A 16,922-nucleotide genomic window follows, 5' to 3' on the forward strand; every position below is an offset into this window, starting at 1 on the left:
ATGACGGAACCCCTCGTGATCGGCGCCATGGTGCGCACCCTCGGCGCCTACCCCTCCGGGTGGCGGTACCCCGGAGCCCACCGCGACCCCGCGGGCGACGCTGACATCCTCCGCCGCATCGCGCGGGAGGGGGAGGACGCGGGCCTGGACTACCTCTTCTTCGGCGACTGGCTCGCGACCGGACCCGACCTGGAGTTCCGCGATCCCTACCTGCTGGCCCGCATCGATCCGCTGAGCGCGGTGCTGTTCCTCGCCGGGGTGACCTCCCGGATCGGACTCATCGCGACGGTCAACACCACCTATGCCGACCCGTACGCCACGGCGCGGGCCCTGGCCTCCCTCGACGTCCTCACCGACGGCCGGGCGGGGATCAACCTCGTCACCGGCGCCGAGCCGCGCGCCGCAGGGAACCACGGTCGCGAGGCCCACGCCGACACCGAGACGCGCTACGACCGGGCGGAGGAGTTCGTCGTCGCCCTGCGCCGGCTCTGGGACTCCTGGGACGAGGACGCCTGGATCGCGGATGCCGAGCGCGGCGTGCTCATCGACCCCCGGGGGCTGCGCGCCGCCGACGTCCAGGGCGCACACGTGCGGGTCGCCGGCCCGCTCAACGTCGCCCGCCCGCCGCAGGGGCGCATCCCGATCGTGCACGCCGGGACCTCGCCGCGGTCGCGGGCGCTCGCGGCGACCGCCGCCGACCTCGCCCTCATCGCCGCCCCCACCCTCGCCGACGCCGTGGCCACGCGGCGGCTGCTGCGGGAGATCGCGGCGGAGGCGGGCCGTCCCGCGGAGGAGCTGAAGGTCATCGCCCCGGTGCTCCCCGTCGTCGCGGAGTCCGACGCCGCCGCCCACCGGATCGTCCGGCGGCTGCTGGAGCTCGTCCCGCTCGCGGAGGGCGGGCAGCGGGAACGCGTCGGGTTCCCGGCGAACCGCACTGTGGAGGCTCTGGCCGACGCGCTGGAGGTGGCCGCCGACGACCCGCTGCGGGCCGCAGCCTTCGACACTCCGGTGACGGTCGCCGAGGCCGCACGCCTGGGGGAGCGGGGCGCCGCGCTCGTCGAACGGCTCGCGGGGATCGCCGGACTCCGGGTCGGGACGCCGGACGCCCCGACCTGGCGGCATCTCGTCGCCGCACACGCCGTCCCTGCGGCCTTCGTCGTCGGCGACGCCGGCACGATCGCCGACCACTTCGCGCACTGGCGCGACGAGGGCGCCGCCGACGGCTTCAACGTCCTCTCGGCGTTCCAGCCCGGGCAGTTCGAGGCCTTCACCCGCCTCGCAGCCCCCGAGCTCCGTCGTCGCGGTCTTCTCCGGACCCCGGAGGAGACCGGCCAGGGGGTCCGCGCGGAGACGCTGCGCGACCGCCTCCGTGTGACGTCGCGTGTCGGCGCGTGACCACGCGTGTCGTCTCGCGACACCCGGAGTCCGCGGCCTCGCCGCTGCACCCCGCCGCTTCCTACCGTGAACACCACCCGCACTGCACCCGCACCCGACATCCTGCCTTCCGAACCCGAGGAGTCCTCCGCATGAACCGCCGCCTCATCCGCACCGCCGCCGTCGCGGTCCCGCTCGTCCTGGCCGGCAGCCTCGCCGCCTGCGCCAGCTCGCCCGCCCCGGGGAACACCCCGGCCGCGGCGGGGGACCCCGTCTCCGGCGGCACGCTCACCTACCTCGAGCACCAGGCCTACACGAACCTGTATCCGCCGCAGGCCGGCTTCTACCCGAACGGCGGCATCGTCAACAACATCGCCGCCCGGCTCACCTGGCAGAACCCGGAGACGCTCGAGATCGAGCCCTGGATCGCCGCGGAGTGGACCGTGAACGACGACGCCACGGAGTACACCTTCGACCTCAACCCGGACGTGACGTTCTCGGACGGCACGCCCGTGGACGCCGCCGCCGTGGCGAAGAACTTCGACACCTACGGGCTGGGCGACGCCGAGCGCGGGCTCACCGTCTCCGAGGCCATCAACAACTACGCCGGCAGCGAGGTGGTCGACGAGGACACCGTGACGTTCCGCTTCAGCGCGCCGTCGCCCGGATTCCTGCAGGCGACGTCGACAATCAACTCGGGACTGCTGTCCCCGGAGACCCTGGACGGCACGATCGAGGACTTCGGCGCGGGCAACGCGGAGAACATCATCGGCTCCGGCCCCTTCACCGTCACGGACGAGAAGCTCGGTACCGAGTACACCCTCACCGCCCGCGATGACTACGCCTGGGGCCCGGACAGCGCCGAGAACGACGGCCGTCCGTACCTCGACGCCGTGCACGTGCTGGTCACCCCCGAGGACTCCGTCCGCATCGGGTCGCTGCTCGCGGGCCAGGCCGACTACGTCCGCTACGTCCAGGCGTTCGACGAGGACCGCGTGGAGGGCGCCGGATTCACGCTGTACGCCCCGCAGACCCGCGGCGTGAACAACTCGATCGCCCTCCGCCCGGAGAACCCGCTGCTGTCCGACATCCGCGTGCGTCAGGCGATCATCGCCGCGGTCGACGCGCAGGAGGTCGTCGACACCCTGTTCACCGAGAACTACCCGGTGGCCACGTCGGTGCTGTCCTCGCAGGCCGCGGGATACAAGGACGAATCCGCGCACTACGCCCACGATCCGGAGAAGGCGGAGGCGCTGCTCGACGAGGCGGGCTGGGAGCCCGGCGCCGACGGCATCAGGGAGAAGGACGGCGAGCGGCTGTCGATCACGGTCTACGAGGCCAAGCCGCAGCCCCTGTCGAAGCAGACCCTGGAGCTCGTGGCGCAGCAGCTCGCGGCGGTCGGCGTGGAGCTCACCGTCAAGCCCGGCGATGCGGGCAGCTACGCGGAGGACACCCGTGATCCGCTGAAGACGGGGTTCTACCACTCGATGGTCGGCCGTGCGGACCTCGACGTGATCAAGAGCCAGTACTTCACGAAGAACCGCGACGTGCTCATCTCTCAGGACGCGACGCTCGACGAGCTGCTGCTGGCCGTCGCCTCCGAGCCGGATGCCGAGAAGCGGGTGGCCGCCTCGCAGGCCGTGCAGGACTACATCGCGGAGCAGGCGTACGTGATCCCGCTCTTCGAGGAGCCGCAGGTCTACGGTGCGGCCACGTACGTGCACGGCGTCGCGTTCGAGTCGGTCGGCCGCCCCACGTTCTCCGGCGTGTGGCTCGCGGAGCACTGAGGACCACGGTGACCCCATGACCTTCGTCCTCCGACGGGCCGGGCAGGCCGCGATCGTGCTGATCGCGGCCTTCACGGCCACGTTCTTCCTGCTGCAGCTGCTGCCGGGAGACGCGATCCTCATCAAGTTCTCCGACCCGAGCCTGGGGCTCTCGCCGGAGCAGCTCGACGACATCCGCGCGACCTACGGCGCCGACGTGCCGTGGGGGGAGCAGTACCTGCACGCGGGTCTCGGCTTCCTGGCGGGTGACTTCGGGTACTCGACCCAGTACGGCACCCCGGTGCGGACGATGCTGGCCGAGGCGCTGCCCGCCACGCTGCTGCTCGCGGCGCTCGGACTCCTGGTCGCTGTCGTGCTCGCGGTGCTGATCGCGGCGCTCTCCGCGCTCGCCCCCTTCGCGTGGCTGCGGGACGGCCTGCGGCAGGTGCCGGGACTGTTCGTCGCGGTGCCGGTGTTCTGGCTCGGCATCCTCCTCATCCAGGTGTTCTCGTTCGGGCTCGGCTGGGTGCCGATCGTGGGAGCCGACCCCGTCAGCGGCCTGATCCTCCCCGTCCTCACGCTCGCCGTGCCGATCTCGGCGCCCCTCGCCCAGGTGCTGGTCCGCTCCATCGACCGGGTGCAGGCGCAGCCGTTCGTGACGGTGGTGCGGGCGAAGGGCGCGCCGCCGGCGTGGGTGCTTACGCGCTCGGTCGCGCGCAACGCCGCCGTCCCGACGCTCACCATCGCGGGGGTGCTGTTCGGAGAGCTCGTCGGAGGAGCGGTGGTGACCGAGACGGTCTTCGGCCGCACCGGCATCGGACGCCTCACGGAGCAGGCGGTCGCGAACCAGGACATCCCGGTGCTGCAGGGGGTGGTGCTGCTGTCGGCCCTGGGGTTCGTGGTGATCAGCTTCGCCGTCGACCTCGCCACGCCCCTGATCGATCCGCGGCAGCGGCGATCGGCGCGCGCCGCCCGGTCCCGCCCCGTCCGTCCCGCCCAGGAGGTGCCCGCATGACCGCTCCCGTGATCGCGGAGACCACCGTCGAGACGCCCGGTGCCCCGCCCGCGCCGTCCGCCCCGGCTCCCGTCTCGGCCTCCCGTCCGCGACGACGCTTCCGCGCCTGGGGGCTGTATCTGGCGTTCGCGGTCGTCGCCGTGGCGGTGCTGTGGGCGGTGATCCCCGGAGTCTTCGCGCCGGGCGACCCGCTGACCGGCGTACCCGCCGACAAGCTCCTGCCCCCGAGCGCCGCGCACTGGTTCGGGACCGACGCGCTCGGCCGCGATCTGTTCGGCCGGGTCGTCCACGGCGCGGTGCACTCGCTGTCGGGTGCGCTGATCGCGGTGACGGTCGGCCTCGCGCTCGGCACGCTCCTCGGAGCCGTCGCCGGCGCGACCGGCGGCGTCGTGGACGACGTGCTGATGCGGATCGTCGACGTGCTGCTGGCCATCCCGGGGCTGCTGCTGTCGCTCTCCGTCATCATCCTGCTCGGCTTCGGCACCGTCAACGCGGCGATCGCCGTGGGACTCGGCAGCGTCGCAGCCTTCGCCCGGCTCATGCGCGCCGAGGTGGCGCGGGTGCGGCGCACCGAGTACGTCGAGGCGGCCTTCGGCAGCGGCGGCACCTTCGTCGCCGTGCTGCGCCGGCATGTGCTCCCGAACGCCCTCACCCCGATCGTCGCGCTCGCCGCCTTGCAGTTCGGCACGGCCATCCTCGCCATCTCCACCCTCGGCTTCCTCGGCTACGGGGCCCCGCCGCCCACCCCCGAGTGGGGGCTGCTGATCGCCGAGGGACGCAACTACATCGCGACCGCCTGGTGGCTCACGGCGCTGCCCGGCCTCGTGGTGGTCGCCGTCGTGCTCAGCGCCAACCGCGTCAGCCACCGGCTCGGAAGGAGCACCCGATGACCGCGCCAACACCCGTCCTCACCGCGACGGACCTGCGGGTCTCGTACGCCGCCCGCGAGGTCGTGCGCGGCCTCTCGTTCGCCATCGCCGAGGGGGAGACGCTCGCCTTGGTCGGCGAGTCGGGTTCCGGCAAGTCCACCACGGCGCACGCCCTCCTCGGCCTGCTGCCGGAGGGCGGACGGGTCGAGGGCGGTCGCGTCCGGCTCGGCGACCTCGACATCTCCGGATGGTCGGATCGGGCGTTCCGCGGCATCCGCGGGTCGGAGATCGGGCTGGTGCCGCAGGATCCGACGACGTCGCTCGACCCGGTGCGCCCCGTCGGCGTGCAGGTCGCCGAGGTGCTGCGCCTGCACGGTCATCGCGACCGTCGTTCCCGCAACGCCCGCGTGCTCGAGCTGCTCGACCGCGTCGGGCTGGACGACCCCGATCTGCGCGCCCGACAGTATCCGCACGAGCTCTCCGGCGGCATGCGGCAGCGCGTCCTCATCGCGGCCGCGATCGCCCTCCGCCCTCGGCTGCTCATCGCGGACGAGCCCACCAGTGCCCTCGACGCCACGGTGCAGCGCCGCGTGCTGGACCTGCTGGACGAGCTGCAGCGCGAGGACGGCACGAGCATCCTGCTCGTGACGCACGACCTCGGCGTCGCCGCGGACCGGGCGGCGCGGATCGCGGTGCTGAAGGACGGCCGGATCGTGGAGCAGGGGCCGAGTGCGCAGGTGCTCGCCGATCCGGAAGACCCGTACACGCGGCAGCTGCTCGCCGACGCGCCGGCCTTCACGACCGGCTTCCGACGCCCGGACGCGCCGCCGTTCCTCCGGGATGCCGCGGCGGTTGCCGCCGAGAAGCCGTGGGAGATCGTGGCCGCGGGCCTCGTGAAGGAGTTCCGGGTCTCGGGACGCGAACGCTTCCGGGCGGTCGACGACGTCTCCTTCCGGGTGCGGCGCGGGACGACCCATGCGCTGGTCGGCGAGTCCGGATCGGGCAAGTCCACGACCGCGCGCCTGGTCACGCGCTTCCTCCGTCCGGACGCCGGGACCGTGGAGCTCGCAGGGGAGGACGCGACGGCCGTCGAGGGGGCGCGACTGCGTGCGCTGCGCCGGCGGATCCAGCTCGTGTACCAGAACCCCTTCGCCTCCCTCGACCCACGGCAGCAGATCGCCGACATCGTGGCCGAGCCGCTGCACAACTTCCGCATCGGGACCCGCTCCGAGCGTCGGGATCGGGCGGTCGCGCTGCTCGAACGCGTGGCGCTGCCGGCGGATGCGGCACGCCGCACCCCGAGCGAGCTGTCCGGCGGGCAGCGCCAGCGGGTCGCGATCGCGCGGGCGCTCGCCGTCGACCCGGAGATCCTCGTGCTCGACGAGGCGGTGTCGGCGCTCGACGTGACGGTGCAGGCGCGCATCCTCGAACTGCTCTCCGCACTCCAGGCCGAGCTCGGACTCACCTACCTCTTCATCTCGCACGACCTCGCCGTGGTGCGCCGCATCAGCCACACCGTCTCCGTCATGCACCGCGGTCGCGTGGTGGAGGACGGGCCGACCGAAGAGCTGTTCCACGACCCGCAGCACGAGAACACCCGGGAGCTGCTGGCCGCGGTCCCCGGACGAACGGAGATCCTCGCATGAGCACCACCCCTCGTCCCACCGTCGCGTTCTTCACGCGGCTCCTCGACGACGCGTCCCCGGCCGACCGCTACCGCCTCGCCCTGGCGCAGATCCGGCACGCCGAGGAGCACGGCGTGGGGAGGGCGTGGGTGGCGCAGCACCACTTCCGGGCGGCGGAAGGCGGGCTGCCCTCGCCGCTCGTCTTCCTCGCGCACGCGGCGGCACGCACCTCGCGGATCCGCCTCGGCACCGGGATCATCACCCTGCCCCTCGAAGACCCGGTCCGCGTGGCCGAGGACGCCGTGGTGGCCAACCTGCTCGCCGACGGGCGGATCGACCTCGGGCTCGGCAGCGGCGGTACCCCGTCATCCTTCGCGCCCTTCGGGGAGGACGTGCGCGACAAGGTGCCCACCTACGACCGCAAGCTCAGTCTCCTGCTCGACGCTCTCGCCGGCCGGGACATCGGTGCGGGGAACACGCTGTATCCGGACGCGGGGTCGCTGGCCGCGCGCATCTGGCAGGCGACGTTCTCGGCCCCCGGCGGTCATCGGGCGGGCGTCCACGGTCACGGACTGCTGCTGTCCCGCACGCAGCCCCGCCCCCACGACCGGCTGCACGCGCCGCTGTCCGCGCTGCAGGACCCCATCATCGACGCGTACCTCGACGCGCTGCCCGCCGAGGCGACCCCGCGCATCACCGCTTCCCGCACCGTGTTCGTGGCGGACGACCGCGCCGAGGCGCTCCGGTTCGCCGAGGTCGGGTTGCGGCGGGCGGCCGAGGGCTTCCGTCGGCAGGGCCAGACCATCCCCGGAAACGACCTCGACGACCTCATCGCCGCTCTCGACACGCATCTCGGCACGCCCGAGGAGGTCGCCGCCTCGCTCGCCGCCGACACCACGCTGCACCGCGCGACCGAGGTGGCATTCCAGGTGCACTCGGTCGACGCGCCGCACGCCCACGTCCTGCGCTCGATCGAGCTGTTCGCGACCGAGGTCGCACCGGCCCTCGGCTACGCGTTGACCCCGCCGGATCCCGAGAGCACCCGCACTGCCGAGAACACCCCCACCGTGAAGGAGAACGCATGACCGCCGACATCGTCGACCAGCTGACGGGGGTGACGCCGGAGCTGGAGGCGCTGCGTCGTCGCCGCCCCGTGACCAGGGAGCAGCTCCAGGCGAGCTTCGACGCGCTGTTCCACCCGGTCTCCGCGGAGCACGTCTCGCTCGCCGAGCGCGCGCTCATCGCGGCGTTCGCGACCGCTCTCGCCGGTGCCGACGACCCCACGGCGGAGTTCTACGCCGGAAAGGCCCGCGAGATCGACCCGGAGCGCGCCGCGATCGTCGCCCGAGAGGCCGAGGCCGCCGCGACCACCGGACCGTTCGGCGCCTACACCGAACGCGGGCTGGAGGCCGAGAGCACCGACGGCGCGCGGTACGTGCCGGACGAGGCGGCGTCGGCTGCCCTGGGGGAGCGCCTCGCGGCGGCTCTCGCGCACACGCACCTGCTGGTGTTCCGCCCGCGCGAGGCATCCGGCGCCGACCTCGGCCGCCTGCACGACGCCGGCTGGTCGACGGACGGCATCGTCACGCTGTCGCAGCTCGTGTCGTTCCTCGCCTTCCAGCAGCGGGTCGTCACCGGCCTGCGGGTGCTCCAGGACGCCGGGCTCACCGCCACCGCCACAGCCACCGACACCGCCGCCGACACCGACACCGACGAGGAGGCCGCATGACCGCCGCCGACACCGTGCTCCGGCACGACGACGCCCCCTACCCCGACGCCTTCACCCGCGCCGAGGTCGGCTGGACGCCGCACCTCGCGCCGCTGGCGGAGGAGGATCTCACCCCGCGACACCTCGATGGCCTCGTTGACGCCGCCCGCGCGAAGAACGAGTACTTCCGGCTGCTCGCGCGCGACCCCGAGGTGCTCCGCGCACGCACCCTCGTCGACAAGGACATCTTCTACAACACCGCGGAGGGGCTCCCGCGCGCGGAGCGGGAGCTCGCGGCCACCGCCGCCTCCCGCCGCAACGGCTGCGTCTTCTGCGCGTCGGTGCACTCCCGGTTCGCGGCGCATCACGGCAAGCGGCCGGACGACGTCGACGCGCTCCTCGCCGAGGGCGTGGACGCGGACCTCGGGGAGCGCTGGAACGCGATCGTCGCCGCCGCGGTCGCGCTGACCGACACGCCCCGCGCGTTCGGAGCCGCGCACATCGCGCGCCTCCGTGCGGCCGGACTGGACGACCTCGAGATCGCGGACGTCGTGCACGGCGCGGCCTTCTTCAACTGGGCGAACCGGCTGATGCTCTCGCTCGGCCGCCCTGTCGCTCCCGCCTGATCTCTCAGGGGACGAGGATGATCTTCCCCGTGGCGGCGCCGGTCTCCATGAGCTCATGGGCCCGCGCCGCCTCGGCGAGGGGCAGCTCCGGGCCGAGCTCGATGGTGAAGTCGCCCGCGGCCAGGAGGTCCACGGTCTTCTGCAGCGCTTCTGCGCGCCACTCCAGCTCCTGCGGCGTGAGCGGCTCGGGGGAGCCGCCGGAGAACGCCCGGATGCCGAAGTCGGCGGCGTCGGGGCCACGGACGATGGTCGCGATGCGGTCGCGGTCGGCGACCAGGGCGAGGGAGGTCTCGATCGCCTCGTCGGTGCCTGCGCAGTCCAGGACGACGGTCACGGGGGAGGGGGCTGCGGCGCGGACGCGGTCGAGCAGGCCGTCGCCGTAGGCCACGGGGATCGCGCCGAGCTCGCGGAGTTGGTCGTGCCGGGTGGGGCTCGCGGTGGCGATCACGGTCGCGCCCCAGGCGACCGCGAACTGCACGGCGGCCTGGCCGACCGCACCCGAGCCCGCGTGCACGAGGAGCACGTCGTCGGCCGTCACGGCGAGCGAGCGGAGGGACTGATAGGCGGTGCCGGCCGGGATGCCGATCGCCGCCCCCTCGGCCGCGGTGACGGCGTCCGGGAGCTTCACGAGCTTGTCGGCCTCGACCGCGAGGGCGGAGGCGTAGGTCCCGAGCGTGTCGCGGATCGCGACGCGGTCGCCGACCTCGAACCCGTCGACGCCCTCGCCCAGCACCTCGATCACTCCCGCGCCGTCGAACCCGACCGGACGCGGCTCGGTGATCGGCGCGGAGGGGCGCTTGCCGCCGCGGAGCTTGGCGTCGATGGGGTTGGCACCGGCCGCCTCGATGCGCACCAGCGCCTCGCCGCGGACGGGCACGGGGTCAGGTACCTCCATCAGGTGGAGGACAGCGGGGGATCCGAACTCGGTGTAGACGATCGCGCGGGCCATGCCCTCAGGCTACCCGGCGGGGGTCACTTCCCCGCGAGCGCCTTGGTGATCCGCTGCGGCGACACCGGCTGCGCGGTGCCGAGACGCTGGGCGAAGACGCTGACCCGATACTCCTCCAGCAGCCAGCGCACCTCGACGATCGCGGGCGGAGCGTCGGGCGCGAGGGGGATCGTGCCGCCGGCGTCCGCGAACAGCACCGCCATCCGCTCGAACTCCGTCATCCGCCCGCGGTCCTTACCCGGCTCGTTCGCGAGGGTCTTCAGCCGGTCGATCATGCCGTCGAGGTACCGGGGGAAGTGGGCGAGCCGGTCGACCCCCGCCGCCGCGACGAAGCCGGGATGCAGCAGTCCGGAGAGCTGGGTGCGGATGTCGTTCAGCGGGCCGAGCAGCGCCAGCGCGTTCTGCGCCTTGATGCCGCGCTCCACCTCCCGCGCCTTCGTGAGGATGCGGGCGACGAGGGAGACGCAGGCGAAGAGCTCGTCGACGAGCACGGCCGAGACGGCGTCGCGCACGCGGGCGAACTCGGCCTCGGTGCGCACGACGCCGCGGTCGCGGCCGTCGGCGCCTCCGGTCGACGCGTCGATCACTCGACGGGCGACGGCGGCCCGGCAGTCCTCGATGAGCGCGGCCGCCGACGGGTACGGCGAGGCGGCGAGTGCGAGCTTCTCCTGGCTGGTGAGGTGCTGCTGCACGTACGACGACGGCGACGGCACCGCGAGCAGGACGAGACGGAGCACGCCGTCGCGCGTGGCGGCGGCCGCGGCGTCGGGAGTCGCCTCGACCCGCACCGACACGCTCGTGCCGGCATCGACGATCGCCGGATACCCCCGGACGACTCCGCCCGCGACCTTGGTGTCGATGACCGCCGGGAGGTCGCCGAACGTCCACGCCGTCAGCCCGGTCTGCTCGACCGAAGCGGCGGCCACGCGCTCCGCCCCGCGCGGTCCCGGTGCCTCCGCACGCCCGGGGCGCGCGATGGAGCGAGCGACGCTGCTGCGCGCGCGGTCGGCGAGCTGAGCCTGCAGCGCCCGGAGATCGCGCCCCGAACCGACCACGCGTCCCCGCTCGTCCACGGCGCGGAAGTTCATGCGCAGATGGGCCGGCACCCGTTCGTCGTCGAAGTCGGCGGCCGTGACCACCTGGTTCGCGAGCGGCTGCACGAGCCGCGCGAGCGCCTCCTTGAGGGTGCGCGGGGGGAGACCGCCGTGCACCTCCGGACCCTCGTCGGCCAGCGCCGCCCCGAACTTCTCCGCCCAGTCGGCGGCGGGGACGACGTGGCGCCGGATGGCCTTGGGCAGCGCACGCAGCAGTCCGGTGACGAGCTCGGCGCGCAGCCCGGGCACCTGCCAGTCGAAGCCGCGGTCCTCGATCTGGGCGAGCAGCGGCAGAGGCAGCACGACGCTCACGCCGTCGTCCGGTGCGCCCGGCTCGAACCGGTACGCGAGGCCGAGCACCTGGTCGCCCTGCGTCCACCGGATCGGGAACTCGCGCTGGTCGGCGCGGTCCTCGTCGTCGATGAGGTCGCTCTCGCGCATCACGAGCAGCTTCGGCGTCGCGGTCAGCGCCTCGCGCCACCACTTCTCGAACGAGCGCACGTCGAACACGTCAGCGGGGATGCGCTCGTCGTAGAAGCGGAAGACGGCCTCGTCGCCGGCCAGGATGTCGCGACGCCGCTCGCGCTCCTCGAGCTTCTCCAGACGACGGCGGAGCTCGGCGTTGCTGCGCCAGAACGCACTGACCCGCTTGTCGATGCGGGACGGGTCCCATTCGCCCTCGACGAGCGCATGGCGGACGAAGAGCTCGCGCGAGGCGGCCCGGTCGATGCGGGCGAACTGCACGCGCCGGCGCGGGATGATCTCGACCCCGAACAGCGTGACCTTCTCGAACGCCACGGCGGCTCCGGCGTCCTTGGACCAGTGCGGCTCGGTGACCTGGCGCTTCGCGAGGTCGCCGGCGAGGGGCTCGGCCCAGGCGGGGTCGATCGCGGCGACGGTGCGGGCGAAGGTGCGGGAGGTCTCCACGATCTCGGCGGCCATGACCGCCCTGGGGCTCTTCTTGCGCAGCCCCGACCCCGGGAAGATCGAGAACCGGATGCCCCGCGCGCCCCGGTACTCCGTGATCCGGCGGCGGGCGTCCTTGGCGGGAGAGTGGGCTTTCCCCGCGGGGGCGGTGCGCTCGTCGAGGACGCCGATCTGCGACAGCAGGCCGGAGAGCAGCGCGCGGTGGATGGCATCCGGATCGGCCGCGCCGCTCGGCTCCGTCCCGCGGTCGGGGCTCTTGACGAGCGTCCGGAGCTGGCGGTGCACGTCGAACCACTCGCGGACCCGCACGTAGTTGAGATGCTCGCTGCGGCACAGCCGGCGGAACGCGCTGGAGCCGAGCTCGCGCTGCTGTTCGCGCAGGTGGTTCCAGAGGTTCAGGAGGGTGAGGAAGTCGCTCGTCGGATCCACGAAGCGCGCGTGCAGCCGGTCCGCCTCCTCGCGGCGGTCCTCCGGTCGCTCGCGCACGTCCTGGATGGACAGCCCCGCCACGATCGCGAGCACGTCCCGCAGCACCGACGGGGTCCCTGAGCCTGTCGAAGGGCCCGAGCCTGTCGAAGGGCCTGAGCCCCGCTGGGTCCCTGAGCCTGTCGAAGGGCCTGACCCCCGCTGGGTCCCTGAGCCTGTCGAAGGGCCCGCCTCGATGAGCATGCGCGCGAACCGCGGGTCCATCGGCATCCGGGCGATGTCGCGCCCGATGCGGGTGAGTCGGGGACCGTCGTCCGGCCCCTGCGCCGGCCGGAGGGCGCCGAGCTCGGTGAGCAGGTCGAACGCCGCCTTCACGCCCCGGGAGTCGGGCGGGGTGAGGAAGGGGAACGCGGTGATGTCGCCGAAGCCCAGCGCGAGCATCTGCAGGATGACGGAGGCGAGGGAGGTGCGCAGGATCTCGGGTTCGGTGAACTCGGGACGCCGCGCGTAGTCCTCCTCGGAGTACAGGCGGATGGCGATGCCGTCACTCGTACGGCCGGCGCGCCCGGAGCGCTGATTCGCCGAGGCCTGAGAGATGGCCTCGATGGGCAGCCGCTGCACCTTCGAGCGGTTGCTGTACCGGGAGATGCGCGCGGTGCCGGTGTCGATGACGTACTTGATGCCGGGCACCGTGAGGCTCGTCTCGGCCACGTTCGTCGCGAGCACGACCCGGCGACGGACGCCGGCCACGGTGCTGCGCTCGAACACCCGGTGCTGCTCCGCGGCGGAGAGCCGGCCGAACAGGGGGAGGACCTCGGTGGGCGAACGGTCCTTGGCGTAGGCCGCGCGCACGGCGTCGGCCGCGTCCCGGATCTCCGCCTCGCCCGGCAGGAACACGAGCACATCGCCGGGCGCCTCCCGGTCGAGCTCGCGGAGCGCCGCGACGATCGCGCTCACCTCGTCCTCCGGCTCGCCGGCGGCGTCCTGCTCCGCGTCCTCGTCGACGAGCGGGCGATAGCGGATCTCGACGGGATACGTGCGCCCCGACACCTCGATGACCGGCGCGGGGGTGCCGTCGGCGGCGGCGAAGTGCCGCGCGAAGCTCTCCGGGTCGATGGTGGCGGAGGTGATGATCACCTTCAGGTCCGGGCGCTCCGGGAGGATGCGGGCGAGGTAGCCCAGCAGGAAGTCGACGTTGAGGGAGCGCTCGTGCGCCTCGTCGATGATGATCGTGTCGTAGCGCGTCAACAGCCGGTCGCGGTGGATCTCGTTGAGGAGGATCCCGTCGGTCATCAGCGCGATCCGGGTCTCGTCGGAGACCTTGTCGGTGAAGCGCACCTTGTAGCCGACGAGCGTGCCGAGCTCGACCCGCAGCTCCTCGGCCACGCGCTCCGCGATCGTGCGGGCGGCCAGCCGTCGGGGCTGGGTGTGGGCGATGCGCTCGCGGCCCAGCTCCAGCGCGATCTTGGGGAGCTGCGTGGTCTTCCCCGATCCGGTCGCGCCGGCGACGATGACGACCTGGTGGTCGCGGACGGCGTCGGCGATCTCGTCCCTGGCCGCGCTGACGGGCAGCTCCGGAGGGTAGGAGATCACGGGGGAGGACATAGCCCTCCATCGTATGCCGGGATGCACACCGGGGTCGCCGCGATCGCCGCATACGATCATCGGGTGATGACTGCTCTTCGCCCCGTGCGCTGGTTCCGTGATTTCGGGCGGCCGCCGCGCATCCTCGGTCTCGACGTCGCGCGGGGTCTGGCGATCCTCGGCATGGCCGGTGCCCACGTCGGCGTGACGGAGGCGTTCGAGTGGGGCGACCCGACCACGTGGACCGACCTCGTGCACGGCCGCTCGTCGATCCTCTTCGCGCTGCTCGCCGGCGTCTCCATCGCCCTCATGACCGGGCGCGACGTGCTGCCGGAGCGGGAGCGCCTCCCGGGCATCCGCCTCAACCTCGTGGGCCGCGGCGCGGTGATCTTCGTGATCGGCCTCGCCCTGGAGCTCCTCAACACGCCGATCGCCGTGATCCTCACCCTCTACGGCCTGCTCTACGTCGCGGTCATCCCCGTGCTGCGGTGGCGGCCCCGGCAGCTGCTCCTCGGCGCCGCCGTCCTCGCCCTCGCCGGTCCGGCGCTGCTCGCTCTGCTCAGCGCGGTGGCGCTGCAGCCGTTCGGTGCGGGCATCGGGTTCGTGCTCTACGGCACCTATCCGATCACCGTGTGGCTGGCTCTCGTGCTGGGCGGCATGGCTCTGGGCCGGCTCCGGGTGCAGGAGCTGCGCACGGCCGTCGTCGCCCTCGTCGTCGGCGTGGTCCTCGCCGCGATCGGCTACGGTCTGGGTGCCCTCGGAGCGGGCGCGGGGCTGGGCGGGACGGAATCGATCGTCTCCTCGACGAGCGCGTCCTCCGGGAGCGAGAGCATCGAGATCCTTCCCGGCGAGAGCCTGTCGTCGTCTTTCATCCCCGACGATGTGATGCCGCCGTCCGGCTGGGAGAGCTACCCCGAGGCGCTCGCCGCGACGGATCCGCTCGGCTCCATGGTCCGCGCGGTCTTCGCCGTCGACCCGCACAGCGGCGGCACCGCCGAGATCCTGGGCTCCGGTGGGTTCGCCCTCGCGGTGATCGCCCTGTGCCTGCTCCTGAGCCGTCCGCTGCGCTGGCCGCTGCTGCCCCTCGGCGCGCTGGGGTCCATGCCGCTCACGGCATACAGCGTGCACGTCGTCTCCGTCGTCCTCGTCGCCGGCCCCGGAGGCTTCATCGCGGACAACGCCTTCTGGGCGCTCACCGCCGTAGGGCTCCTGCTGGTCACGACGCTGTGGGCGATGTTCGTCGGACGTGGTCCCCTGGAACGCCTCGTCGGAAAGGGCGCCGCCGCGATGGCCGCCGTCCCTCGCCGCTGACGCTTTTCGTCATCCGCACGGGCGCACCTGTCATCACAGGTCTTAGGCTGGGGGGATGACCATTCCTGCACTCGAACTGAACGACGGCAACTCCATCCCCCAGCTGGGCTACGGCGTCTTCAAGGTGCCGCCGGCAGAGACCGAGAAGGCGGTGAGCGAGGCTCTCGAGATCGGGTACCGCCACATCGACACCGCCGCGATCTACGGCAACGAGGAGGGCGTCGGCGCGGCCATCGCGTCCTCCGGCATCCCCCGTGAGGAGCTCTTCGTCACCACGAAGCTGTGGAACGACCGCCACCACGACGACGAGCCCCGCGCCGCCATCGGCGAGAGCCTCGAGAAGCTCGGCCTGGAGCAGGTCGACCTCTACCTCGTGCACTGGCCCACCCCGGCGAAGGACGACTACGTCCACGCGTTCGCGAAGCTCATCGAGCTGCGCAACGCGGGCCTGACCCGCAGCATCGGCGTCTCGAACTTCCTCGTGCCGCACCTGGAGCGCACGGTGAAGGAGACCGGCGTCGTCCCGGCGGTGAACCAGATCGAGCTGCACCCGGCGTACCAGCGCCGCGAGGAGGTCGCCTGGGCCGAGGCCAACGGCGTCCGCATCGAGGCCTGGGGTCCGCTCGGCCAGGGCAAGTACGACCTCTTCGGCACCCCGGCGATCGCGGAGGCGGCCGCCGCCCACGGCGTGACCCCCGCACAGGCCGTCCTGCGCTGGCACCTGCAGAAGGGCATCATCGTCTTCCCGAAGTCGGTGCGTCCGGAGCGCCTGCGCGAGAACCTCGACGTGTTCGGCTTCGAGCTGACCGACGCCGAGATCGCCGCGATCGACGCGCTCGACCCGCTCGACGGCTCCGGCCGCGTGGGCTCGCACCCGGACGAGGTCAACTGATCCCGCCCTCATACCGGCCGCGGGCTCGGCACTGACGCCGTCACCGGGCCAGCACTGACCGGAGCCTTGCTCCCGAGCCCGCGGCCCGCGGCTCGTCTCCGTTCCATGACGCCCCGTGTCGCTTCGCGCGACACGGGGCGTCCGCGTGGGTACCGTCGAGCCCATGACAGCTCCGCTCCGCGTCGTCGCCGTCTCGGGCTCCCTCCACGAGCCGAGCAAGACCACCGCCCTCCTCCGTGCGATCACCGCCGCGGTCGCCGAGCGCGCCCCGGTCGAGGCGCAGCTGATCGAGCTCACGCAGGTCGGGCCCTCGCTCGCGGGTGCTCTCACCCGTGACCAGCTCCCGCCGGAGGTGGAGGCACAGCTGCAGGCGATCGAGACCGCCGACCTGCTCATCGTGGGCAGCCCGGTGTACCGCGCCTCGTTCACGGGGCTGTTCAAGCACCTGTTCGACTTCGTGGACCAGTACGCCCTCGTCGGCACGCCGGTGCTCCTCGCGGCGACCGGTGGCGGCGAGCGACACGCGCTCATGATCGAGCACCAGCTGCGCCCGCTGTTCGCGTTCTTCCAGGCGCTCACCCTCCCGCTTGGCGTGTACGCGAGCACGACCGACTTCGACGGCTACGAGGTGGCGACGGACGTGCTGCGTGCGCGGATCGCGCTCGCGGCCGAGCGGGCCCTCCCGCTCGTCGGCTACACCCTGTCCCGTCCCGTGGAGCTGCTCGTCGGCTGATCCTGGTCCGGAGCCGGTGAGCC

The 16,922-nt window shown here is 72.9% G+C and carries 13 protein-coding genes; 11 read left to right on the forward strand and 2 right to left on the reverse strand.

Annotation, left to right across the window (positions count from 1 at the left end):
• The 8 genes from BV453_RS08020 (at window position 1) to BV453_RS08055 (ending at window position 8,983) form a co-directional block, all read left to right on the forward strand.
• Window positions 1–1,395, forward strand: coding sequence for an NtaA/DmoA family FMN-dependent monooxygenase (locus tag BV453_RS08020; RefSeq protein WP_249521323.1), 1,395 nt, complete (start codon window positions 1–3; stop codon window positions 1,393–1,395).
• Window positions 1,396–1,526: 131 nt separating this feature from the next.
• Window positions 1,527–3,161, forward strand: coding sequence for a TIGR04028 family ABC transporter substrate-binding protein (locus BV453_RS08025; RefSeq protein WP_085606140.1), 1,635 nt, complete (start codon window positions 1,527–1,529; stop codon window positions 3,159–3,161).
• 16 nt (window positions 3,162–3,177) lie between these two features.
• A complete protein-coding gene (locus BV453_RS08030; protein ID WP_085606138.1) occupies window positions 3,178–4,155 on the forward strand; it encodes an ABC transporter permease in 978 nt (325 codons plus the stop codon).
• Complete coding sequence (locus tag BV453_RS08035; RefSeq protein ID WP_249521324.1) at window positions 4,152–5,045, forward strand: ABC transporter permease; 894 nt, start codon at window positions 4,152–4,154, stop codon at window positions 5,043–5,045. The genes BV453_RS08030 and BV453_RS08035 overlap by 4 nt, the downstream gene beginning before the upstream one ends.
• Window positions 5,042–6,670: an ABC transporter ATP-binding protein gene (locus tag BV453_RS08040; protein ID WP_025105591.1), complete on the forward strand. Its 1,629-nt coding sequence runs from the start codon at window positions 5,042–5,044 to the stop codon at window positions 6,668–6,670. Before BV453_RS08035 ends, BV453_RS08040 begins: the two co-directional genes overlap by 4 nt.
• Window positions 6,667–7,734 (forward strand): putative FMN-dependent luciferase-like monooxygenase, encoded by a 1,068-nt coding sequence (locus tag BV453_RS08045; protein ID WP_025105592.1) that lies wholly within the window; start codon window positions 6,667–6,669, stop codon window positions 7,732–7,734. The genes BV453_RS08040 and BV453_RS08045 overlap by 4 nt, the downstream gene beginning before the upstream one ends.
• Window positions 7,731–8,378, forward strand: coding sequence for a CMD domain protein (locus tag BV453_RS08050; protein ID WP_249521325.1), 648 nt, complete (start codon window positions 7,731–7,733; stop codon window positions 8,376–8,378). The genes BV453_RS08045 and BV453_RS08050 overlap by 4 nt, the downstream gene beginning before the upstream one ends.
• The gene (locus BV453_RS08055) at window positions 8,375–8,983 is read left to right on the forward strand and encodes an alkylhydroperoxidase domain protein (protein ID WP_249521326.1); all 609 of its coding nucleotides are present in this window, start codon (window positions 8,375–8,377) and stop codon (window positions 8,981–8,983) included. The genes BV453_RS08050 and BV453_RS08055 overlap by 4 nt, the downstream gene beginning before the upstream one ends.
• A 4-nt stretch (window positions 8,984–8,987) precedes the next feature.
• Here the strand turns inward: BV453_RS08055 and BV453_RS08060 are convergent, their stop codons facing one another.
• Complete coding sequence (locus tag BV453_RS08060) at window positions 8,988–9,932, reverse strand: NADP-dependent oxidoreductase (RefSeq protein ID WP_249521327.1); 945 nt, start codon at window positions 9,930–9,932, stop codon at window positions 8,988–8,990.
• A gap of 23 nt (window positions 9,933–9,955) precedes the next feature.
• A complete protein-coding gene (hrpA, locus tag BV453_RS08065; RefSeq protein WP_249521328.1) occupies window positions 9,956–13,984 on the reverse strand; it encodes an ATP-dependent RNA helicase HrpA in 4,029 nt (1,342 codons plus the stop codon).
• 66 nt (window positions 13,985–14,050) lie between these two features.
• Here hrpA and BV453_RS08070 point away from each other — a divergent pair, with 66 nt between their 5' ends.
• From BV453_RS08070 to msuE, 3 genes are all read left to right on the forward strand, one after another.
• Window positions 14,051–15,274: a heparan-alpha-glucosaminide N-acetyltransferase domain-containing protein gene (locus BV453_RS08070; RefSeq protein WP_238695687.1), complete on the forward strand. Its 1,224-nt coding sequence runs from the start codon at window positions 14,051–14,053 to the stop codon at window positions 15,272–15,274.
• 55 nt (window positions 15,275–15,329) lie between these two features.
• Window positions 15,330–16,166, forward strand: a complete 837-nt coding sequence (locus tag BV453_RS08075) for an aldo/keto reductase (protein ID WP_249521329.1) — start codon at window positions 15,330–15,332, stop codon at window positions 16,164–16,166.
• Window positions 16,167–16,329: 163 nt separating this feature from the next.
• Entirely contained in the window at window positions 16,330–16,899 is a 570-nt protein-coding gene (gene msuE, locus BV453_RS08080) for an FMN reductase (RefSeq protein WP_249521330.1), read from the forward strand.
• Window positions 16,900–16,922 lie beyond the last annotated feature (23 nt).

Origin of the sequence: Microbacterium sp. ER1 (genome assembly GCF_023383675.1) — a bacterium.
Taxonomy (GTDB): Bacteria; Actinomycetota; Actinomycetes; order Actinomycetales; family Microbacteriaceae; genus Microbacterium.

What these genes read in the sequence shown, in the direction of transcription:
- BV453_RS08050 (WP_249521325.1), top strand. Translation starts at nt 7,731, where the DNA reads ATGACCGCCGACATCGTCGACCAGCTGACGGGGGTGACGCCGGAGCTG.
- BV453_RS08070 (WP_238695687.1), top strand. Translation starts at nt 14,051, where the DNA reads ATGACTGCTCTTCGCCCCGTGCGCTGGTTCCGTGATTTCGGGCGGCCG.
- BV453_RS08055 (WP_249521326.1), top strand. Translation starts at nt 8,375, where the DNA reads ATGACCGCCGCCGACACCGTGCTCCGGCACGACGACGCCCCCTACCCC.
- BV453_RS08075 (WP_249521329.1), top strand. Translation starts at nt 15,330, where the DNA reads ATGACCATTCCTGCACTCGAACTGAACGACGGCAACTCCATCCCCCAG.
- BV453_RS08060 (WP_249521327.1), bottom strand. Translation starts at nt 9,932, where the DNA reads ATGGCCCGCGCGATCGTCTACACCGAGTTCGGATCCCCCGCTGTCCTC.
- BV453_RS08030 (WP_085606138.1), top strand. Translation starts at nt 3,178, where the DNA reads ATGACCTTCGTCCTCCGACGGGCCGGGCAGGCCGCGATCGTGCTGATC.
- BV453_RS08020 (WP_249521323.1), top strand. Translation starts at nt 1, where the DNA reads ATGACGGAACCCCTCGTGATCGGCGCCATGGTGCGCACCCTCGGCGCC.
- msuE (WP_249521330.1), top strand. Translation starts at nt 16,330, where the DNA reads ATGACAGCTCCGCTCCGCGTCGTCGCCGTCTCGGGCTCCCTCCACGAG.
- hrpA (WP_249521328.1), bottom strand. Translation starts at nt 13,984, where the DNA reads ATGTCCTCCCCCGTGATCTCCTACCCTCCGGAGCTGCCCGTCAGCGCG.
- BV453_RS08035 (WP_249521324.1), top strand. Translation starts at nt 4,152, where the DNA reads ATGACCGCTCCCGTGATCGCGGAGACCACCGTCGAGACGCCCGGTGCC.
- BV453_RS08045 (WP_025105592.1), top strand. Translation starts at nt 6,667, where the DNA reads ATGAGCACCACCCCTCGTCCCACCGTCGCGTTCTTCACGCGGCTCCTC.
- BV453_RS08040 (WP_025105591.1), top strand. Translation starts at nt 5,042, where the DNA reads ATGACCGCGCCAACACCCGTCCTCACCGCGACGGACCTGCGGGTCTCG.
- BV453_RS08025 (WP_085606140.1), top strand. Translation starts at nt 1,527, where the DNA reads ATGAACCGCCGCCTCATCCGCACCGCCGCCGTCGCGGTCCCGCTCGTC.